The 21,140-nt window shown below is 45.6% G+C and carries 24 protein-coding genes; 8 read left to right on the top strand and 16 right to left on the bottom strand.

The annotated features are described in order from the left end of the window. The 9 genes from QQ041_RS06105 to fkpA all read right to left on the bottom strand — a co-directional run. Positions 1 to 99, bottom strand: a 99-nt coding sequence (locus QQ041_RS06105; RefSeq protein WP_135300427.1) for a GTP-binding protein, incomplete at its 3' end; no start/stop codon positions are given. A 146-nt stretch (positions 100 to 245) separates the two neighbouring features. Continuing rightward, on the bottom strand, positions 246 to 2,342 hold the full coding sequence (fusA, locus tag QQ041_RS06100; RefSeq protein ID WP_017061101.1) for an elongation factor G: 2,097 nt from the start codon (positions 2,340 to 2,342) through the stop codon (positions 246 to 248). Positions 2,343 to 2,507: 165 nt separating this feature from the next. Further along, on the bottom strand, positions 2,508 to 2,978 hold the full coding sequence (gene rpsG, locus QQ041_RS06095) for a 30S ribosomal protein S7 (protein ID WP_010435163.1): 471 nt from the start codon (positions 2,976 to 2,978) through the stop codon (positions 2,508 to 2,510). A gap of 107 nt (positions 2,979 to 3,085) precedes the next feature. Next, positions 3,086 to 3,460, bottom strand: coding sequence for a 30S ribosomal protein S12 (gene rpsL, locus QQ041_RS06090; protein ID WP_004737194.1), 375 nt, complete (start codon positions 3,458 to 3,460; stop codon positions 3,086 to 3,088). A gap of 182 nt (positions 3,461 to 3,642) precedes the next feature. Then, positions 3,643 to 3,918, bottom strand: coding sequence for a sulfurtransferase complex subunit TusB (tusB, locus tag QQ041_RS06085; protein ID WP_146492450.1), 276 nt, complete (start codon positions 3,916 to 3,918; stop codon positions 3,643 to 3,645). 8 nt (positions 3,919 to 3,926) lie between these two features. Next, positions 3,927 to 4,283 carry a sulfurtransferase complex subunit TusC gene (tusC, locus tag QQ041_RS06080; RefSeq protein WP_146492449.1) on the bottom strand — a complete coding sequence of 119 codons (357 nt, stop codon included), beginning with the start codon at positions 4,281 to 4,283 and terminating at the stop codon, positions 3,927 to 3,929. Beyond that, positions 4,280 to 4,669 carry a sulfurtransferase complex subunit TusD gene (gene tusD / locus QQ041_RS06075; protein ID WP_146492448.1) on the bottom strand — a complete coding sequence of 130 codons (390 nt, stop codon included), beginning with the start codon at positions 4,667 to 4,669 and terminating at the stop codon, positions 4,280 to 4,282. The genes tusC and tusD overlap by 4 nt, the downstream gene beginning before the upstream one ends. Continuing rightward, a complete protein-coding gene (locus QQ041_RS06070; protein WP_004729851.1) occupies positions 4,663 to 5,388 on the bottom strand; it encodes a transcriptional regulator in 726 nt (241 codons plus the stop codon). The genes tusD and QQ041_RS06070 overlap by 7 nt, the downstream gene beginning before the upstream one ends. A gap of 205 nt (positions 5,389 to 5,593) precedes the next feature. Continuing rightward, positions 5,594 to 6,370, bottom strand: coding sequence for an FKBP-type peptidyl-prolyl cis-trans isomerase (gene fkpA, locus QQ041_RS06065; RefSeq protein WP_285953319.1), 777 nt, complete (start codon positions 6,368 to 6,370; stop codon positions 5,594 to 5,596). A gap of 131 nt (positions 6,371 to 6,501) precedes the next feature. Here fkpA and QQ041_RS06060 point away from each other — a divergent pair, with 131 nt between their 5' ends. Both QQ041_RS06060 and QQ041_RS06055 read left to right on the top strand, forming a co-directional pair. Next, the gene (locus tag QQ041_RS06060) at positions 6,502 to 7,479 is read left to right on the top strand and encodes a WD40 repeat domain-containing protein (protein WP_285953320.1); all 978 of its coding nucleotides are present in this window, start codon (positions 6,502 to 6,504) and stop codon (positions 7,477 to 7,479) included. Between the two features lie 5 nt (positions 7,480 to 7,484). Then, the gene (locus QQ041_RS06055) at positions 7,485 to 7,712 is read left to right on the top strand and encodes a SlyX family protein (protein WP_009848930.1); all 228 of its coding nucleotides are present in this window, start codon (positions 7,485 to 7,487) and stop codon (positions 7,710 to 7,712) included. 145 nt (positions 7,713 to 7,857) lie between these two features. Here the strand turns inward: QQ041_RS06055 and QQ041_RS06050 are convergent, their stop codons facing one another. From QQ041_RS06050 to kefG, 5 genes are all read right to left on the bottom strand, one after another. Continuing rightward, entirely contained in the window at positions 7,858 to 8,823 is a 966-nt protein-coding gene (locus QQ041_RS06050) for an isoaspartyl peptidase/L-asparaginase family protein (protein WP_285953318.1), read from the bottom strand. A 201-nt stretch (positions 8,824 to 9,024) separates the two neighbouring features. Then, complete coding sequence (gene slyD, locus QQ041_RS06045) at positions 9,025 to 9,615, bottom strand: peptidylprolyl isomerase (protein ID WP_086715744.1); 591 nt, start codon at positions 9,613 to 9,615, stop codon at positions 9,025 to 9,027. A gap of 94 nt (positions 9,616 to 9,709) precedes the next feature. Continuing rightward, positions 9,710 to 9,910 (bottom strand): YheV family putative zinc ribbon protein, encoded by a 201-nt coding sequence (locus tag QQ041_RS06040; protein WP_019825339.1) that lies wholly within the window; start codon positions 9,908 to 9,910, stop codon positions 9,710 to 9,712. 157 nt (positions 9,911 to 10,067) lie between these two features. Next, positions 10,068 to 11,864, bottom strand: a complete 1,797-nt coding sequence (kefB, locus tag QQ041_RS06035) for a glutathione-regulated potassium-efflux system protein KefB (protein WP_086715746.1) — start codon at positions 11,862 to 11,864, stop codon at positions 10,068 to 10,070. Next, positions 11,851 to 12,435: a glutathione-regulated potassium-efflux system ancillary protein KefG gene (gene kefG, locus QQ041_RS06030; RefSeq protein ID WP_086715748.1), complete on the bottom strand. Its 585-nt coding sequence runs from the start codon at positions 12,433 to 12,435 to the stop codon at positions 11,851 to 11,853. The genes kefB and kefG overlap by 14 nt, the downstream gene beginning before the upstream one ends. 174 nt (positions 12,436 to 12,609) lie before the next feature. Here kefG and QQ041_RS06025 point away from each other — a divergent pair, with 174 nt between their 5' ends. The 6 genes from QQ041_RS06025 to crp all read left to right on the top strand — a co-directional run bounded on the left by QQ041_RS06025 (position 12,610) and on the right by crp (position 18,428). Beyond that, positions 12,610 to 14,532 (top strand): ABC transporter ATP-binding protein, encoded by a 1,923-nt coding sequence (locus tag QQ041_RS06025; protein WP_239716757.1) that lies wholly within the window; start codon positions 12,610 to 12,612, stop codon positions 14,530 to 14,532. After that, a complete protein-coding gene (locus QQ041_RS06020) occupies positions 14,529 to 14,999 on the top strand; it encodes a TIGR02444 family protein (RefSeq protein WP_285953317.1) in 471 nt (156 codons plus the stop codon). Before QQ041_RS06025 ends, QQ041_RS06020 begins: the two co-directional genes overlap by 4 nt. A 275-nt stretch (positions 15,000 to 15,274) precedes the next feature. After that, positions 15,275 to 16,267 (top strand): hydrolase, encoded by a 993-nt coding sequence (locus QQ041_RS06015; protein WP_210446798.1) that lies wholly within the window; start codon positions 15,275 to 15,277, stop codon positions 16,265 to 16,267. A gap of 129 nt (positions 16,268 to 16,396) precedes the next feature. After that, entirely contained in the window at positions 16,397 to 16,609 is a 213-nt protein-coding gene (locus QQ041_RS06010; protein ID WP_285953316.1) for a YheU family protein, read from the top strand. Between the two features lie 77 nt (positions 16,610 to 16,686). Continuing rightward, a complete protein-coding gene (locus tag QQ041_RS06005; RefSeq protein WP_010435210.1) occupies positions 16,687 to 17,556 on the top strand; it encodes a phosphoribulokinase in 870 nt (289 codons plus the stop codon). A gap of 239 nt (positions 17,557 to 17,795) precedes the next feature. Further along, complete coding sequence (gene crp / locus QQ041_RS06000; protein ID WP_004729651.1) at positions 17,796 to 18,428, top strand: cAMP-activated global transcriptional regulator CRP; 633 nt, start codon at positions 17,796 to 17,798, stop codon at positions 18,426 to 18,428. A 177-nt stretch (positions 18,429 to 18,605) separates the two neighbouring features. On the opposite strand, the gene QQ041_RS05995 is transcribed toward crp, so the two are convergent. After that, positions 18,606 to 19,397 carry a DUF1338 domain-containing protein gene (locus tag QQ041_RS05995; RefSeq protein ID WP_285953315.1) on the bottom strand — a complete coding sequence of 264 codons (792 nt, stop codon included), beginning with the start codon at positions 19,395 to 19,397 and terminating at the stop codon, positions 18,606 to 18,608. Between the two features lie 265 nt (positions 19,398 to 19,662). Further along, positions 19,663 to 21,120, bottom strand: a complete 1,458-nt coding sequence (gene astD, locus QQ041_RS05990; protein ID WP_285953314.1) for a succinylglutamate-semialdehyde dehydrogenase — start codon at positions 21,118 to 21,120, stop codon at positions 19,663 to 19,665. Between the last annotated feature and the right edge of the window lie 20 nt (positions 21,121 to 21,140).

Below are 21,140 nucleotides of genomic sequence, written 5' to 3'. Positions count from 1 at the left end.
ACAGATAGCAGCAGTTAGAGTTGTTTTACCGTGGTCAACGTGGCCGATAGTACCAACGTTTACGTGCGGTTTCGTACGTTCAAATTTTTCTTTAGACACAATCGTGTTCCTTCCTAGTTATGATTCGCCACGTTCATTATTGAGCGAGACGCGCCAGAAATTGCTATTTTATGCGCCAACTCTCGTTAGCGCAATATTTGGACGCATTGTTCTTTCAAAAAATGAAAAAAAATGCCTTCCTTTGTTTAACCACGCTCTGCAATGATTGCTTTTGCAACATTGTTAGGCACTTCAGCGTACTCACTAAACTCCATAGAGTAAGAAGCACGACCTTGTGTCGCAGAACGTAAATCAGTTGCGTAACCGAACATGACAGACAACGGAACTTGTGCACGAATTATCTTCAGGCCAGCTGTCCCCTCGTCCATACCTTCGATGATGCCGCGACGACGGTTAATATCGCCAACAACGTCACCCATCCAGTCTTCTGGAGTAGTTACTTCAACTTTCATCATAGGCTCAAGCAAAACTGGTTGCGCTTCAAGTGCACCCGTTCTGAAAGCCATAGAGGCAGCGATTGTAAACGCCATCTCACTTGAATCTGTTTCATGGTAAGAACCATCATATAGTGTAGCTTTGATATCCAAAACTGGATAGCCAGCAAGCACACCATTGTTCATCTGCTCTTCAACGCCTTTAGCAACTGAAGCGATAAACTCTTTCGGTACGATACCATTGGCAATTTCATCCACAAAGACAAAGCCTTCACCAGCTTCTGATGGTTCCAGTTTCAGCCATACGTGACCGTACTGACCTTTACCACCATGTTCACGGATAAATTTACCTTCCGCTTTCGCAGTACCACGAATAGTCTCACGGTAAGCCACTTGCGGGTTACCAACGTTGCAGTTGACGCTAAATTCACGCTTCATACGGTCAACGATGATATCTAAGTGTAGTTCACCCATGCCAGAAATCAGAGTCTGGCCAGTTTCCGCATCCATATCAACGCGGAACGATGGGTCTTCCGCTGCTAGTTTACCTAGAGCGATAGTCATTTTATCTTGATCAGCTTGAGAGCTTGGCTCTACAACGATCTGAATAACTGGGTCTGGGAACTCCATGCGCTCAAGAACAATCTTATGGTTCTGGTCACAAAGGGTTTCACCAGTAGTCACATCTTTCAGACCAATAATGGCTGCGATGTCACCTGCTCGTACTTCTTTTACTTCTTCACGCTTGTTTGAGTGCATTTGAACAATGCGACCTAAGCGTTCACGTTGTTTCTTCACAGAGTTGTAAGCTGTTTTACCGCTTTCAACAACACCAGAGTAAACACGGATGAAAGTTAAAGTACCAACGAATGGGTCTGTTGCAATCTTAAATGCTAGCGCTGAGAACGGTTCTTTGTCGTCTGCGTGACGCTCTGCTTCATTCTCATCTTCATCGATACCTTTAATTGCAGGGACATCGACTGGAGAAGGAAGGAAATCAACAACTGCATCTAGAACAGCTTGTACACCTTTGTTTTTGAATGCACTACCACAAGTAGCGAGTACGATTTCATTATTAAGGGTACGAGTACGAAGACCTTGTTTGATTTCAGCTTCTGTTAGTTCACCTTCTTCAAGGTACTTATCCATCAGCTCTTCATTTGCTTCTGCAGCAGCTTCAACAAGTTCTGTACGATATTCTTCAGCCATTTCTTGCATGTCTGCAGGAATATCTTCGTACGTGAAAGTCATGCCTTGGTCAGCTTCGTTCCAGTTAATTGCCTTCATCTTGATAAGATCGACAACGCCTTGGAAATTTTCTTCAGCACCAATGTTCAGTTGAATTGGAACAGGAGTTGCGCCTAGACGGTCCTTGATCTGTTCAACTACGCGCAAGAAGTCTGCGCCGGTACGGTCCATTTTATTAACGAAAACCATACGTGGAACTTGGTACTTATCAGCTTGACGCCACACTGTCTCTGACTGAGGTTCAACACCAGATGAGCCACAGAACACAACAACTGCACCATCAAGTACACGCAGAGAACGTTCAACTTCGATTGTGAAGTCAACGTGTCCAGGAGTGTCGATGATGTTGATACGGTGGTCCGAGAACTGAGCTTCCATACCACGCCAAAACGTAGTGGTTGCTGCTGAAGTGATCGTAATACCGCGCTCTTGCTCTTGCTCCATCCAGTCCATGGTGGCTGCACCATCGTGAACTTCGCCGATTTTGTGAGAAAGACCGGTATAGAACAGAATACGTTCACTTGTGGTTGTTTTACCTGCATCTACGTGAGCAACGATACCGATATTACGGTATTGCTCTATAGGAGTTTTACGAGCCACGGTTGAATCCTCTTATTAGAGACTTAGGGACTATTGCTATGCCTAGATTATGCGTTAAAGCGATGCTTCGCTAAAAATTGCTTGCCCTAGAAATAGCAATAGTTCCTAGCATAAGCATAGGAACTAAAGAAGTGCTGCAAGGAACCTTGCAGCACTAAAAAGGTATTACCAACGGTAATGTGCGAACGCTTTGTTTGCGTCAGCCATGCGGTGAACGTCTTCACGTTTCTTAACCGCAGTACCTTTGTTCTCAGACGCGTCTAGCATTTCAGCAGCTAGGCGTTGAGCCATAGATTTTTCACCACGCTTACGCGCAGCTTCAACTACCCAACGCATAGCAAGAGCGTTACGGCGAACCGGACGAACTTCTACAGGTACTTGGTAAGTTGAACCACCTACACGGCGAGATTTAACTTCTACCGCTGGGCGAACATTTTCAAGAGCTTCTTCAAATACAGCTAAGTGGTCTTTACCAGACTTCTCAGCCATTGAATCTAGTGCAGTGTAAACGATTTTTTCTGCAGTAGATTTCTTTCCGTCAACCATAAGGATGTTAACGAATTTTGCCAGCAATTCAGATTTGAACTTAGGATCTGGAAGGATCTTACGCTGACCTATTACGCGACGACGTGGCATGGATATTCTCCGTTGTCTTCTTCAGGTTTTTTCCAAAACTTTTCAGAATAATAAATAAAATAGTGTTTGGCCTTACTTAACGCTTTCTTTTAAAAAAAGAAAATGCATTAAGACTTAGGACGTTTCACACCGTACTTAGAACGACCTTGTTTACGGTCGTTAACGCCAGCACAGTCTAGCGCGCCGCGAACAGTGTGGTAACGAACACCCGGAAGGTCTTTTACACGACCGCCACGGATTAGTACAACACTGTGCTCTTGAAGGTTGTGACCTTCACCACCGATGTACGAAGTTACTTCGAAACCGTTGGTTAGACGTACACGACATACTTTACGTAGTGCCGAGTTAGGTTTTTTAGGTGTAGTAGTGTAAACACGAGTACATACACCACGTTTTTGTGGGCACGCTTCTAGTGCAGGCACGTTGCTTTTAACAACTTGCTTTACACGAGGCTTGCGAACCAACTGGTTAATAGTTGCCATTAACTAGCTCCTGAAATTTACTTGAAAGTAAGCTTTGTGAAAAATCTATCCCTAATCACAAGTCGTAATTAGGGACGCAAAATTCTATTCAGCAGTGGGAGGTGTGTCAAGAAATATACAGATCTTTTTTAGCCGTCTAGAGCTCAGGATGGTCTAATTTTAACCAAACTGATAAAAGACGCTTACCAAGTCACTGATTTGTCGTTCAAAACCGTCAGTTTAACGAAGCCATCGAAGTCAACTTGATCAATGGTACTTGAGACAAGTCGTTGTAAACCTCGGCTATCGAGATCTGGTTTTAACACCGACACCTGCTCTACTGCGCAGATTTGAGTGAATAACTCATGATTAGGAAGGCAAACATACACTGCATCTTCCACCAAAAGGAACTGGTCCTGTGGCTGAGAATAGGTCAATGCAAGTTTAAGTTTGTCGACTGATTTTACGATATGAAGCATAGCGTCCCCTAGAAAGTCAGGATCTGTTGGCACTGAGCTAACTTCTGCGTTAACTCGTCGGCTTCAACGGTGGTCACATCGATTAGCAGGTTGTCTGCTGAAAGACCAAACTGACTCAGACTACGCTGACACACATACACCTGTTCGATGTCGTACAGGTCCATAAGTTTGAATGCAGAGATATAGTCACGCGATAGTGTTTCGTCGGGCTGCTGCGCCTTGAGAAGCTGTGTCACGCCATCGCCAACAAAGAACACGGCGATATCGTCACTGTAAGCGGACGCAGCAAGTAATGCGTCTAACCCTTCTCTACCCGCAGCGGTCGTATGAGGGAAACTGTTAAATATAAAGGCTAACTTTCTCAAAACTGCACAACCCTATCTTGCGTTAGTAGCGCTTCCGATAAGCTCCCTAATCCGGCCTGAGTAAATCCCGTGGCTAGGTTAGAGGCACTTAGTTGATGTTGCTTTGCTTCTTCAGAGCTAATCACTCCACGTCTTAGCGCAGCTGCCACACAGGTTTCAAGGCTAACATCGTGTTCATCAGCCAGCTTTTGCCAAGCAGAAGCTAAATCAAATTCATCGTTAGCCGGTACAGTAAGGTCCGAGCCGTTACTGACGCCATCTTGATAGAAGAATACGCTGTGAAGTTTGTGACCCTGTTGAATCAGAGCCACGGCAAACTGGTAGGCACGTCTTGCTGATTGTGAGCCATAGACCGGCCCATTAACTAGGAGTGTATAGCTTAGCAACCCTCTTCATCCTCTGTTTTACGTTGGCGGATGTATAGGTACACGGTGTGCTTAGAGATGTTCAGTCGCTCAGCAACGCGGTTAATCGCGTCTTTAATATCGAAAATACCTTTGTCGTACAGCTCCATCACGATCTGACGATTCTTAGTATTGTTCGATACCGATTTGTCAGCGTTAATTTCTTCAATGGTGCGTTCAACCGTTTGGTCAACAAGTTCTTCAACGTCACTAGCAAAGTTAACCGATGATGCGGCTTCGTCTGCGTCTTGCGTAGGCATGAACGATTGCAGTACTTGTGAGAATGGCGCGTCTAGGTTGACGTTAATACACAGTAGACCAATCACTCGGTCTTCACCGTTGCGGATAGCAACCGTGATCGACTTCATCAACACTCCGCCTTTAGCGCGAGTGAAGTATGAACGTGAGAAGTTACGCTTAGAACCTTCAATATCTTTTAGCATCTTCAATGCAAGATCGGTGATCGGCGAGCCAACCTGACGACCTGTATTTTCGCCGTTGGCAATTTTAATCGCAGAAGTATTGAGGTCTTCTAAAGAGTGCAAAACGATTTCACAAAACGGACCAATAAGGCTCGCAATACCGTCAACAACGGCCTCATAAGATCTTAGAATGATTTTATCGTGTTCACTGAATGGCATAACGTGGACTGATTCCATTTCAAGTAACACATCTGCATTGACTGTTTCTGTAGTAGTCACTTATTCCTTACCTTCGTGTGAAAAATCAACAAATTTATGTAAGTTTATCAGAAAATTTTAATTGCACACCTAGCTAACATTGCAACTAGTGATTTAGAACAAGTTTAAAAATCAAATACTCACCTTCAAATCATAAAAAAAGCCTAACTCAAAGTTAGGCTTTTTATTCAATCAACGTATTTTAGTACGAGGCTTTTAACCGATATTACTGTGCAGGAGCTGCTTCAGCGTTATCGATGTTTAGTAGTTCAACTTCGAATACTAGCGTTGAGTTAGCAGGGATAGTCGGTGTGTCTTGCTCACCGTATGCTAGCTCTGGCGGGATAACGAACTTGTACTTAGAACCAACTTGCATCAGTTGTACGCCTTCAGTCCAGCCTGGGATTACGCGGTTTAGTGGGAATGTTGCTGGTTCGCCACGATCGTAAGAGCTGTCGAACTGAGTACCGTCTGTTAGCGTACCTTTGTAGTGTACTTGAACGGTATCAGTGTCTTTTGGAGAAGCGCCTTCACCAGCAGTCATTACTTGGTAAAGTAGACCAGATTCAGTTTGCTTAACGCCTTCAGTTTTAGCGAACCCAGCACGGAAGTCATCACCGGCTTTCTTCACTTCTGCAGACTTTTCTGCCGCTTGTGCTTGCATCGTTTCAGCAACACGCTTATCTAGAGCTTCAAGAGCTGCGCGAGTTTCTTCTTCGTTAAGTGCTGTTTTCTCTGCGAATACGTCTTCGATACCTTGAAGAACCATATCTTTGTCTAGGTTGATACCTAACTCGCTTGGCTTATCAATGCTTGTGCTTAGGTAGTTAGCGAAAGATACACCGATTGCGTAAGCCGCTTTGTCATCTTCTGTTTTAAAGTTTACTGCTTCAACTTTAACTTCTTCTACCTGTGGAGCTTCTGCCTTTGGTTCTTCTTTCTGACAACCAACTGCTAGCATAACCGTTGCGGCAAGCAGTGATACTTTTAAAACTGATTTCATTGAATTCTCCAATTAATGGCCAAGCCATTGGTTATTGTGCACAAATCTAATGATTAGATTGGTGTGAATACGTTAGTTATAACAATATACTAGTCATATGTCTTTCGACACAAACCGGATTATTAGATGTGATGCGAATATTTTTCCACTCATTGCTATGTACAATTGTCATCACCTTGTTAAATGGTTGCTTTTTCTTCCAAGATGATGAGCAGCGTTGGGAAATTGAGCCCAATGGTGCCACCAGCTTTGCACTCAGCAGAGATGGACGCTTCGCCCTTCTCTACTCTCAGCAAAAGCAACTGCTCCTTTGGGACCTCGCCGAAGATCAAGAGTTGGCTCAACTTGGTCCACAAGACCAGTTAGAAAACCAAGTATCGCGTATCCGTATCTCGGACAATGGCCGTTTTGCCATTACCGCTAGCCAGATGAACTTCGCCGTTTGGGACTTATCTTGGACACAAGCTGAAGGGCTATGGTCTATCTCCGATGGCTTAATTCGCGATGTCGATATCTCTAGCAATGGTGAAAAAGTACTGCTTGGCCTTTCTAATGGCAAAGCCATCTATGTGGACTTAGTCACCGGACGCCGTCTGGAGTTCCTCGCTCACCGAGAAAAAGTGAATTCCGTGTCCCTTTCATCCAATGGACGCTACGCCTTATCGGGGGGGAACGACTACAAAGCCTATCTTTGGGATACCGAGTCGGGCTTGGTATTGCGCACCTTTGAGCATGAACAAAGAGTAGTACGAGTCGCTCTACAACGCGATGGCGAGCTGGCTTTTACTTCTGACGGCGGCAATCAAGCGATGGTTTGGGATCTTGAAACGGGCGAACCTCAAGCGCAATTGCAAAGCTGGTCTCGACAGTTGATTTTCTCGAGTGCGCGTTTTTCTGATGACGGCAGCATGTTGGTTACGGGCACGCCATCCAGCCAAGTGAGTGTGTGGAATACTCAGAATGGCAAACGAATTTCTCGCCACGATGCTGAGCCACTAAAAGATGCTCGCCCTCCTCGTGCGGTAGTGTATGATGCAGCCTTTGATGATAAGAACCGTGTGATATCGGGCACCTCTGCGGGCATTGCCCAAGCTTGGAATGTGGATTAAGAACGATGACAGAAAAGCGAGTTGAACAACTAGAAAGCCGCGTAAATGACCTAGAGTGTCAATTAGCTTTCCAAGAACAGACCATTGAAGAACTCAATGAAGCACTTAGCCAACAACAGATGTTGATCACGAGAATGCAAGACCAGATGAAGTTCGTGGTCGGCAAAGTGAAGAATATGGATGGCTCTAATCTAGCTGACGCATCAGAAGAGACGCCACCTCCACATTATTAAGTGCAGTTCAAAATAACGAGCTGGTTCTAACTACGCATATCGTTAGAAATCTTAAAATAAAAGGGCGACAGATATCATCTGTCGCCCTTTTGTGTATTAAGTATGTGTGAAGTATAAGCTAACGTTAAATTAAGCCGATACACACTTAATCATCAGCATAGATTTTAACTTCCACTCTGCCTTCGGTATCAACACTTGCACGATACATCCCAGAGCTGTTCATACCAAAATGAATATCACCTTGCCCATCAACCGCAATCAAACCGCCTTCACCGCCCATGGTTTTTAATTCACCTTGAATGATGGTTTCACAAGCCGTATGCACATCTTCTTTTAGATAACGCATTCGTGCTGCCACATCACTGGCGACCATCTTACGTAGGAAGAACTCGCCCATTCCGGTTGTTGAAACGGCAACGTTGCCATTTTCAGCGATGGTTCCTGCACCAATGATCGGAGAGTCACCCACACGACCGTATTTCTTATTGGTCACGCCACCGGTACTAGTGGCCGCCGCTAAATTGCCCGCTTGGTCTAATGCAACAGCTCCCACCGTGCCGTACTTTTTATCATCTGGATATTTCTGAGCTTGTTGTTCGTCGTATTTCGCTTCAGACAGAGCAAAGATGCCTTTCTCTTTCATCGACTGAAGTTGGTCATAACGGCGCTCAGTAAAGAAGTAATCTTGCTCAGTAAAGGTGTAGTCATGCTCAAACGCAAACTTCTCGGCACCTTCACCAATCAGCAACACATGGTCGCTTTTCAGCATCACATCACGCGCAAGCTCAATCGGGTTTTTGATATGGCGAACTCCCGCAATGGCACCCGCATCCATTTCGCTGCCATGCATCACAGAGGCATCCATCTCAACAAATTCATCGTGAGTTAAAACCGAGCCTTTACCTGCATTAAAATGCGAGCTGTCTTCCATCACCTTGACTGACGCAACCACCGCATCCAGAGCATCACCACCCGCTTGCAATATTTGATAACCAGCCAAAACCGATTTTTCCAAAGCCTCGGTAATACCCGCTTTTAATTCATCGCTCATTTGCTCTCGCAAGATGGTTCCTGCACCACCATGAATGGCAATTGAAAAAGGCTGTGACATACAAACTCTCCATTGACGTCGTCTTATAATATTGTGCTATCAATACCACATCCATGATTCTATGTCTGATAGCGAAAACCAAACTTTTTGCGAATGCTTGCCGGGTAGATAAAAGCGAGGCCAAAAAGCTAGACTCCTAAACGCAAAAAGCCTCCACAAGGGAGGCTTTCAAGATTCTTAAACTAAACCGTTAATTCGGTATTAGTGAGAACCACAGCTACCGCCGCCGCAGCAGCCGTCTTTCTTCTCTTCAGCGTGGTCATGGCCTTCGCCACCACAGCAACCGCCTTCGTGGTCATGATCGTGGTCGTGACCGCCACAGCCGCCTTCTTGGTGTACGTGACCGTGTTGAACTTCTTCTTCAGTCGCTTCACGGACCGCTACAACTTCAACGTCAAACGTTAGAGTTTGGCCAGCTAGCATGTGGTTACCATCAACAACAACTTCGTCGCCATCTACTTCAGTCACTTCAACTGGGATTGGACCTTGATCAGTATCCGCAAGGAAACGCATGCCAACTTCGATTTGCTCCACACCTTGGAATACGTCAGCAGGAACACGTTGAACTAGTGCGTCGTTGTGCTCGCCGTAAGCGTCTTCTGGAGTAACAGTTGCAGAGAACTTGTCGCCAGCTACTTTGCCTTCAAGCTCTTTTTCAAGACCTGTAATTAGGTTGTTGTGACCGTGAAGGTAATCTAGTGGAGCTTCTGCAGTTGATTGGTCAACTACTACGCCATCTTCAAGTTTCACTTGATATGCAACACTAACTACTACGTTCTTTTCAATTTTCATGAGAGCTCCAAGGAGGTTTGGACTAAGCTCGAACAGTTGAGCTTAGGAAAAATTCTGTACCCGGATATTATGGGGATCAATTGACGAAACTCAATCATTCTGGCTTAAAAATACCGATCATTTCTTGATTCGCGTGTTCAGATTTCTCTACAGTTTTCGGTTTACGCTGTTCTGTGAAGTCACAATCGACACATTCCACCAGCTCTATATTATTTTCAATCCACCAACGGAGTGTGTCTTGAGTACTACAACTTGGGCAGCTTGCCCCTGCGATAAAGCGTTTTTTCTGTTTCACGTTGATATCCTTTACTACTCTGGATCCGCAGTTCTTCTACTCTAGATCTATTTAAGAAAAAGCAGAGACCACGTTTATTATTAGATTGGTTCTCTAGACTATTATTTCTAAGCTCAAGCTCTATCTCTAAACTCAAGCTATTAGCTCTCAATTCGAGCTACTGCCAATAGTTTCGAGATTGGTGATCGTTTTCCATCTCATGTCCAAAGATCTCTTCAAGTTCTTTACGAGCCTCTTTCGCTCTTTGGGCTAACTCAGCATCTTCGTTATGCTGAGGCAGTAACTCTTTCAGCATACCATTATCCAACTTTCTAAAGTGTGCTTCTGCTCGCTTCGCTTTATATGGATGCATGCCAAGTTCAGTCAATGTTTGACGGCCTAAATCCAGTGCCCCAAGGAAGGTTTCACGAGAGTAGTTACTCACACCGTGGTTAAGTAATTGATACGCTTCAACACGACTTCGGGCACGCGCTAAGATCTTTAAACGTGGGAAGTGCTGCTTACATAGATCAACGGTTTTCATTATTTCATCGGGAGAGTCAGTACACAGAACAATCGCTTCTGCTTTATCAGCACCGGCTGCGCGTAACAGCTCTAGATGCGTTGAATCACCGTAAAATACCTTGTAGCCGAACTTTCTCAGGATGTGGATTTGGCTAGCATCACTTTCAAGAACGGTGATGCGAATCTTGTTGGCGTACATCAAGCGGCCAATGATCTGACCAAAACGACCAAAGCCTGCAATGATCACTCGAGGGCTGCGATCGACAACATCCGAAGACATTGCGTTCTCACTGATTTGATTAAGTTGACGAGCAAAGAATCGGTCTTGCAGCTTGAGCATCAATGGCGTGGTTACCATTGAAAGGCTCACAACCACCAATAAGAACGACACTTGTTCGCCACTTAATATGCCCTGCGCACTCGCCGCGGTAAAAATAACGAAAGCGAACTCACCACCTTGGCTGAGAATCATCGCCATTCGGCTACGGGCTTTGGGCTGAGTACCAAAGATTCGAGCCAGCGCATACAGCACTAAGCCTTTCAATACGACCAATGCAGAAACGGCAATCAGTATCGCGAATGGACTTTCAGCGAGTAAGCCTAAGTTCACCGCCATCCCCACAGAAATAAAGAACAAACCAAGCAATAACCCTTTGAATGGGTCGATGGCGATTTCAAGCTCATGTCGATATTCACTTTCAGCCAGAAGTACGCCTGCTAGGAAAGTACCCAATGCCATCGACAAGCCTATCTGTTGCATGATTACGGCAATACCAATTACCAATAACAGCGCTGCGACGGTGAACAATTCACGTACGCCACTCATTACTACGTATCGGAATAGCGGTCTCAACAAGAAATGGCCACCGACCAGTAAACCAATCACGCCACCCAGCATCCAAAGCATGTCAGCCCAGCTGCCGCCGGTATTCCCCGCAAGCAGAGGCAGCATAGCTAGCATTGGTATAACAGCGATATCTTGGAAAAGTAGTACTGCAAAGCCTGACTGACCTGCTTCTTTGCCACCAAGTTCTCGCTCTTCAATAACACGCAAGGCAATCGCGGTCGAAGACAGTGCTAAGCCCATACCTATTACTAGACTCGTTTGCCAAGTTAAACCGAACATACAGGCGATAGCGGTGATGATCAGAGTGGTAATCAGCACTTGCGCGCCACCTAACCCGAGGATGGGGGCTCGCATCTGCCACAGTTTTTTGGGGTTAAGTTCTAAGCCAATCAGAAAGAGCAGCAGTACCACCCCGAATTCGGAGAAGTGCAGAATCGCCTCTACGTCACTGATTAAGCCAAGTCCCCACGGGCCAATCGCTACACCAGCTAATAAGTAACCCAGTACTGACCCCAAGCCAGCTCGCTGCGCAATAGGAACCGCAACCACAGCAGCCGCTAAAAATATAACGCTACTTTGTAGAAAATCATTAGTCAGAGCCATCATCTGCTCCTATATCTTGTAGCGGGTCTCGCAACCAATTTCGATACGCTTCTGCGTGTTGGTAACGCGTCATATCGGTGACATTGCGTGCCCAGTGTAAAACCAAAGGGGATATCCAATTCATCTGACACAAAGCCGCGGTTAGCTCGAATGGTTGCAAAATCTCTTGTAATGGATATTTATTATAGCCTGCGGCACCAAACGCCTCTTCTTTACCACCAGTAGTAATCACACTGCGCCAGTATTTGCCCTTAAGTGCGCTTTGCTCACCAAATGCAAAACCCTTGCCTAAGACGCGATCAAACCACTCTTTCAACAATGAAGGACATGAATACATAAACAAAGGGTGTTGGAACACAATCACATCATATTCAAGCAGCAATTCATGCTCGGAAGGCACATCAATAAAGAAGTCCGGATAGATGGCGTAGAGATCGTGAATTTTGACATTCCCAAGTGACTCTATCTTTTTAACCATGATCTGGTTAGCGATAGAGGTTTGCGGCTCTGGGTGCGCATAGATGACCAGCACCTTTGGCACGGGTTTGTCTGTCGAGGGAGTATTACTCATTCCTTTGAAACATTCCTTTGAAAGCTAAACGGTGGCAAGGCCACAAGAATTTAAGCAAAAGTTATTAATATGTTATTGGCATCATAACGCAAATTGCATTGTGATCGACTTTTATCTGGTTTCAGCCTACTATGCTGGCGTCTGTTCACCTCTAATTTCTATGCTACTTCAATTATGATTACTTTCTCTGATATTCAATTGCTACGCGGCGGTAAGCCACTCCTAGACCAAGCATCTGCGACTTTTCACCCCGGCGACAAGATCGGTTTGGTTGGTAAAAACGGCTGTGGTAAATCTACGCTATTCGCCTTAATTAAGGACGAACTGTCTATTGATGCAGGCTCATTCAGCAAACCTGCCCATTGGGAAATGGCTTGGGTTGCCCAAGAAACACCAGCATTAGAAAGAACAGCAATTGAATACGTGATTGATGGCGACCGCGAATATCGTGGCCTTGAAGATCAACTAGAGAAAGCTGAACAAGCCGACAACGGCACCTTGGTAGCAGAAATTCACGGCAAGATTGAGACCATAGGTGGTTACAGCATCAAAGCGCGAGCTGCGGAGTTACTAGACGGCTTAGGCTTTAGCCAAGAACAAATGGCATGGAACCTGACTCAATTCTCAGGTGGTTGGCGCATGCGTTTGAACCTAGCGCAAGCTCTACTGTGTCGCAGTGACCTACTGCTACTCGATGAACCAACCAACCACTTGGACTTAGACGCAGTAATGTGGCTAGAGCGTTGGTTACAAAGCTACCCTGGCACGCTAGTGCTTATCTCGCACGATAGAGACTTCTTAGACCCTATCGTCAACCGCATCGTGCATGTTGAAAATCAACAGCTCAATGAATACACGGGTAACTACTCATCGTTCGAAACCCAGCGAGCGCAAAAGCTGATTCTGCAACAAGCAATGTACCAAAAGCAGCAGAAGCAGATGTCTCACATGCAGAGCTACATTGACCGTTTCCGTTACAAAGCGTCAAAGGCTCGCCAAGCGCAAAGCCGTATTAAAGCACTAGAGAAAATGGAACAAGTGCTACCTGCTCAGTTTGATAACCCATTCAGCTTTGAGTTCAGAGAACCAGACGCACTACCAAACCCAATCATGATGATGGACGAAGTATCTGCAGGCTACGATGACAATCTGATTCTAGAAAAGATTCGCTTGAATCTAGTACCAGGCAGCCGTATTGGTCTACTTGGTCGAAATGGTGCAGGTAAATCAACATTGATTAAACTGCTTTCTGGCGAACTGAAACAGCAAGGCGGTGAACTGAGCTATTCTCAAGGCGTTAAGATTGGTTACTTTGCACAGCACCAATTAGAAACCCTGCACCCTGAAGAAACACCGCTACAACACATGATGCAGATTGCCCCAAAACACACCGAGCAGCAACTGCGTGATTACTTAGGTAGCTTTGGCTTCCAAGGTGAAAAAGCACTGGATAAAGTGGCACCATTCTCAGGTGGTGAAAAAGCACGTTTGGTATTGGCACTGCTGGTATGGCAAAAACCTAACCTGTTGCTACTCGATGAACCAACCAACCACTTGGATCTCGACATGCGTCAAGCGCTGACTTTTGCCCTGCAGACGTTTGAAGGCGCAATGGTTATCGTATCGCACGACCGTTACCTACTGCGTGCAACTACCGATGACTTGTATTTGGTACACGACCGTCAAGTGGCACCGTTTGATGGCGACCTTAGCGATTACTACAAGTGGCTGACCGAACAGCAGAAAGTTGAGCGCAAAGAAGCACAAGCATTGGCACCAGCAAAAGACGGTGCCAACAGTGCAGCAGCGAAAAAAGAGCAGAAACGTAAAGAAGCCGAGTTCCGTAAACTGACGGCACCACTACGTAAAAAGCTCACTCAATTTGAAAAGCAGATGGATAAGTTAACGCTATCTCTCGAAGAAGCTGAGCAAGAATTATCCGACACTTCACTGTATGAAGCTGAAAATAAGGCTAAACTGAATAAAGTACTCGCTCTCCAAGCGAGCAGTAAGTCACAGCTAGAAGAAGTTGAAATGGATTGGATGTCCACTCAAGAAGAGCTTGAGCAGATGGAACAGGATATGGATAGCTTATGAGCCCAGAGCACGCCCCAATATCACTAACACTGGAACGACTATGGCAATTTAGCCTTCAGTATTACAGTGTGCGCGGTGTAAAGGATGCGTGCCTAGCTTTGCAAAACCAGTACCACGGCAACGTCAATCTACTGCTGCTTCTCAAATGGCTTGATGAGCAGCAATTGTCTTTTGCTGAAGAAGAATGGCACAAGGTACAACAATGCTTGAGCCGATCTGAAACCCTGCTTCATAGTTATCGAGAGTTGCGTAAACACCTCAAAGCACACGTTGTCGACTCACTATACCGTGAAGCCTTGCAGTTTGAGTTACAGCTTGAAAAGCAACAACAGTCCGATCTCGTCGACTGTATAAACTCCCTACAGCTTTACGCTAACCAGCAATCGCCGCTCGCTTTTCAGTACTGTCGTTTATTAGGAGCAGAAAACCTCTACGACGCTTTTTCTGAACCAGCACCTCAACCCTAGCTCATTCTCTTTCCTTTTTATTCAATCAAAATCCAAGCTTAACTGCGCCCTGTCTCTCTTCATGTGCATGCACTGACTAATACGCACAATGAAGTGTTTAACGCACCTAACATTGATATTATTCAACCAGTTACCCATGTCCTGTTTTTGTATCTCATATAAGTGAAAGCCTTGCGCTTATGCCGAGAATCAACCAAGCTCAAATAAAAACGTGGACGTTTCGTTACAAGCTCAACACGTTATCAAAGCCCATAAAAGAAGCATGGATCGTTTTTATGACAATATTTACCGCAGCCGCTGGTCTCTCTAATCCGCACTTACAAACCTTAGTGCCACGGTTTATTAGAAAACAGGCGCTGTTTCATCCTCACTGGCAAACCTTAGAAACTCCCGATGGTGACTTTCTTGATCTTGCTTGGAGCGAATCACCAGACGGTGACAACCCAAGCAATGATGCTCGAAGTAACAAGCCGATATTCGTTCTATTCCATGGCTTAGAGGGAAGCTTTGAGAGCCCATACGCCAATGGACTGATGAATGCATTTGCTAAAGATGGTTGGTTATCGGTAATGATGCACTTCAGAGGCTGCAGCGGAAAACCCAATCGCCTGGCTCGCGCTTACCATTCAGGTGAGGTCGAAGATGCGCGCTTTTTCCTAAGACACCTGCACGCTCAGTTTCCGAATAACCCAAAGGTGGCGGTTGGCATCTCCTTGGGCGGAAACATGTTGGCGAACTATTTGGCGGAATACGCAGATGACCCACTGTTGTCCGCAGCAACGATAGTCTCTGCACCTTTTGATTTGGCCTGTTGTTCAAGTCGCATAGAGCGCGGCTTCTCGAAGCTCTATAAGAAGTACCTGCTTAACTCACTCAAATCGAATGCCTTGAAAAAGGTGAAGCTGTTACAAGAGAAACTCGGCATCACGGCTGAATCCATCAAGAAGATCGACAAGCTGTATGAGTTTGATGAACGGGTTACTGCGCCCCTGCACGGATTCAAAAACGCGCAAGACTACTACGCACAGTGCTCAGCTCTTCCTAAGCTCAATAAGATAAAGCTACCGACTCAGATCATCCATGCTAAAGACGATCCTTTCATGACCGATGATGTGATTCCTAAGTTCGTTCTGCCGGATAACATCGATTATCGCTTGTTTCAGAAAGGCGGCCATGTTGGGTTCATCACAGGTAGCACACTCAAACCACGATTCTGGTTAGAAGAAGCCTTACCTGCGTATTATGAAAGTATCCAAGGTTCAGTATAACGACGAAGCCTTGCTAAATATAAACGCGAAACCTTGATAAGATAGCGCAGCCCCAAACTGGGGTTGTACTAAAAACACCACTAAACACACTCATCAACATATCAATGAACATAAAAGAGAGAAGTATTTATGATCATCCCATGGCAAGACATCGCGCCAGAGACACTAGAAAACCTCATTAAAGAATTCGTGCTGCGTGAAGGCACAGACTATGGCGACGTTGAGATTTCACTGCAAAACAAGATTGATCAGGTGAAACATCAATTAGCTTCTGGTAACGTGAGCATCGTGTTTTCCGAACTGCACGAGACCGTTGATATCCAGGTGACAAAACGCTTCTAGGCTGCGCTTAGAAAGGAGCCGTGTTATAGTGGAAAACGATTGCTAACAAGTAAGTTACTCAAACGACAAGGGTTGTCATGTCCGCTAAACATCCAATTATTGCGGTGACGGGTTCATCTGGAGCCGGCACCACCACTACCTCAGAAGCCTTCCGCAAAATGTTCAATATGATGGACGTGAAGGCTGCTTGGGTTGAAGGGGATAGTTTCCATCGCTTCACTCGACCAGAAATGGATGTCGAGATCCGAAAAGCGCGCGAACAAGGTAAGCACATCAGCTACTTTGGTCCACAAGCCAACGACTTTGGTGCGCTAGAAGAATTCTTCCGTAAATACGGTAACGAAGGTACAGGTAAGGTACGTAGCTACCTACACACCTTCGATGAAGCCGTGCCTTACAATCAAATGCCGGGCACCTTTACACCATGGCAAGAGATCCCTGAAAATTCCGACGTGATGTTTTACGAAGGCCTGCACGGCGGTGTGGTTGATGGTGACATTAACGTTTCTCAACACGTCGATTTGCTGATCGGCATGGTGCCAATTGTAAACCTAGAATGGATCCAAAAATTCGTTCGTGATACCCGCGATCGTGGCCACTCACGCGAAGCAGTAATGGACTCCATTGTTCGTTCAATGGATGATTACCTTAACTACATTACCCCGCAATTTTCGCGTACTCACATCAACTTTCAGCGTGTTCCAACCGTAGATACATCGAACCCACTTAACGCCAAAGGGATTCCAAGTTTAGACGAAAGCTTCGTTGTTATACGTTTGCGTGGCATCAAAAACGTCGATTTCCCCTACCTTCTGGCTATGATTGATGGTTCGTTTATGTCTCGTCATAACACGCTAGTGGTGCCAGGAGGCAAGATGAGTTTTGCTATGGAACTCATTGTGAGGCCAATCCTACAACAGCTCATCGAAACTGGAAAAATAGGTTAACAAAACGACGTTCTGGTTGATTACTTTTCATACCGTGATCATGTGCACAATTTTGCGTAAAAAATCGTAGCTTGGTCACGATTAAAATCAAGAAATAGTACCTGAAAAAGGATACTATTCTTAAACGAAACACAAGATAGCTTGCAGCACTCAACGAGTGCTCTTATCCTACAAGTCAATCCAGGCTTAGCTAAAATACGGAAAGCAGCAAGCATACCCTGCAGAGGAAGTGAGATATTATGGTTCTAGGTAAACCTCAAACCGATCCAACATTAGAGTGGTTCCTTTCACACTGTCATATTCATAAGTACCCTTCAAAAAGTACTTTGATTCATGCTGGTGAAAAGGCAGAAACCTTGTACTACATCGTTAAAGGTTCTGTGGCAGTTCTTATCAAAGACGAAGAAGGTAAGGAAATGATTCTTTCTTACCTAAACCAAGGCGACTTCATCGGTGAGCTTGGCTTGTTCGAAGAAGACCAAGAGCGTACTGCTTGGGTTCGTGCTAAATCTCCTTGTGAAGTAGCTGAGATTTCTTTCAAGAAATTCCGTCAACTTATCCAAGTGAACCCAGATATCCTAATGCGCCTTTCAGCGCAAATGGCAAACCGTCTACAAGTAACTAGCCAAAAGGTTGGTGACTTAGCGTTCCTTGACGTAACAGGTCGTATCGCTCAAACGCTACTAAACCTAGCGAAACAGCCAGATGCAATGACTCACCCTGACGGCATGCAAATCAAGATCACTCGTCAAGAGATTGGCCAGATCGTTGGTTGTTCTCGTGAGACAGTTGGTCGTATCTTGAAGATGCTTGAAGAGCAGAACCTAATTTCTGCACACGGTAAAACTATCGTGGTATACGGTACTCGTTAATCTCGATTAACTGAGCCAAAAATTTGAAAGCCACCAAATGCGAATTTGGTGGCTTTTTTGTTTTCTAAAGATCTAGAGAGCAGATGCGAATGGGACACTTACAACTTCCAAACGCAAACACTCTCGAAGCGAAGCGTACCCGCATCTCTAGGGCAAAGCCCGTGCTCGTATCTTTCTTTAACCGTTGGTGCTTTCGAAGATCTTATCCGCCGATGCAGCGACAAAACCGGTATAAAGCTCACCATTCGCCATTGCATAACGCTTAGCAAACTCATAGAAGCCACCAGGAATCATCTCATTGCCTTCAATAAATGCCACTGGGACTTTGTCTGCCATGGTGGATGATTGCTCTAATAATACCTCTGGAGAGCCTTTCACCTCACCGCCTGATGCGTTAATCGTAAAGCCAGCATCATTCAGGTAATCATTCACTGCTTGTACTTCATCGAACTTGTTCAGTTGATTGACACTTACCGTGAAGTGGTTGGCACCGTAACCGTGAGCCGCTAACCAAGAGGCGTATTCGCTCTCTTTTGCTAGTACTTGGAAATCAGCGAAGCTCAAATCCCATTGGCGACCGCCAAACAAGAACTCATGACCTTGAAGCTTGCTTGCATCAACCTGCTCAACTAACTTAGCAACGATCTGTTGCAAATCACTAGAACACTCTTCGACCTTCAATTCACTAATGAACACTTTTGGCTGCTTCGGGTCTGGGTGCTCGTAGTGTTTAGCCACTAGCTTCTTGCTCTCAAACAGGTAGTCTCCACACGCCTTGTAACCCAGTTCAAGGAAAGGTTTAGCTAGTGTTTCAATACCGAGAGGGGCAACATTAAAAGTACGCAGTGCAATATGGTCGTTGATCAGCGCTTCATCTTCTTTCAGCAAGTGATGCACTTTCTCAGCCGATGGACACAGCCTGTGAATGTAATCGTCCCATAGTGATTTAAAGAGTAGATCGGGCGTCATGGTGACTCCTTGTCAGAGGTTCTAGCAAGCTAGTAATTTGGATTAGAAAGGGAGAGGCTGGACACAGAGTCAGCAGCCATCAGCCTGTGACATATTTGTTCTATTATTATCTACCGCCCAATCTAGGTGTCGGACGTGATGGAAAAAGGAAGCGATAACACCACTTCCTTATTTCAAACTTAACGAATGAGCCTAGTACTCATAAGCCTAAGTCAAAAAGTCTTTAGCTTATAAACCTATGACTCATCAATCTATTGTTTAGAAACTAAAGCTCAATGCCCGGGCTAAACGTAGCTGGCAGTTGAGTTTCACCACCTTCCATTGAAGCCATTGGGTAAGCACAATAGTCCGCCGCATAGTAAGCACTTGGACGTAGGTTGCCAGAAGCACCCGGGCCACCAAATGGTGCATCACCACTTGCGCCTGTGAGTTGGCGATTACGGTTAACAATACCCGCGCGGATATGGTCAACGAAGTATTCCCATTCAGAATCGTCTGTAGATACTAAGCCAGCAGACAAACCAAAGCGTGTGTCGTTAGCTAACTCAACCGCTTGCTCTAGCGATTGGTAACGAACCACTTGTAGTAATGGGCCGAAGTACTCTTCATCAGGCAGTTCAGCAATGTTGGTTACATCGATAATACCCGGAGTAACGAATGCCGCTTCACCCGCTTTTGCTTCAACCAGACTCACACCGCCTAACGATTGCAGATTCGCTTGCGCGTCCAGAATGAACTTAGCGGCAGCTTCAGATATTTGTGGCCCCATGAAGGGTGCAGGCTCAGCGAATGGCTGATCAACACGAACCTTCAAGGTCGCAGCAACGAGCTTATCCAGCAGTTGATCGCCCTTCTCTCCAACAGGAACATACAAGCGACGTGCACATGTACAACGTTGACCCGCACTGATGAAAGCCGATTGAATAATGGTATAAACCGTCGCGTCAGCATCACCAAACTGGTCACTGATTACCATAGGGTTGTTACCGCCCATCTCTAGCGCCAGCATCTTGCCCGGTTGGCCCGCGAATTGACGATGTAGGATATGACCGGTATTTGCACTACCTGTGAACAGCACGCCATCAAGACCTTTAGCATCTGCTAGTGCGATACCTGTCTCTTTAGCGCCTTGTACTAGATTGATTACGCCAGCAGGAAGACCCGCTTCTTGCCATAGCTTCATTGCAAACTCACCCGTCCAAGGTGTCTGCTCTGAAGGCTTAAATACCACGGTATTACCCGATAGCAGAGCTGGAACAATATGACCGTTAGGTAGGTGACCTGGGAAGTTGTAAGGACCAAATACCGCCATCACGCCTAGTGGACGATGACGAAGTACAATCTGGTTGCCAGCTGCTTCACGTGAAGCTTCACCGGTACGCTCATGGTAAGCACGAATGGAAATAGCAATCTTACCCGCCATCGCTCCCGCTTCAGTACGAGTTTCCCAGATCGGTTTACCCGTCTCTTTTGCGATGATTTGCGCAATTTCTTCGCTGTTCTCTTTTACCTTCTCAGCAAAGTTCAACACGATCGCTTCACGCTCTGCAAAGCTCAGTTTTTTCCAAACCAAGAAGGCTTCACGAGCTGCTGCCACTGCAGATTCAACCTGTGCTGGCGTTGCGCTATCACCCTGCCACACTACTTCATTATTGTATGGGCTTACTGATGTCATGGCGTCACCTTGACCTGCCACCCACTGTCCTGCTATCCACTGAGTCATACTTCTATCCTTAAAATCTT

Source organism: Vibrio sp. TMPB1044 (assembly GCF_030442075.1).
Taxonomy (GTDB): domain Bacteria; phylum Pseudomonadota; class Gammaproteobacteria; order Enterobacterales; family Vibrionaceae; genus Vibrio; species Vibrio satsumensis.
Note: the sequence above shows the minus strand (reverse complement) of the source record. Positions and strands in the feature narration are given on the sequence as shown.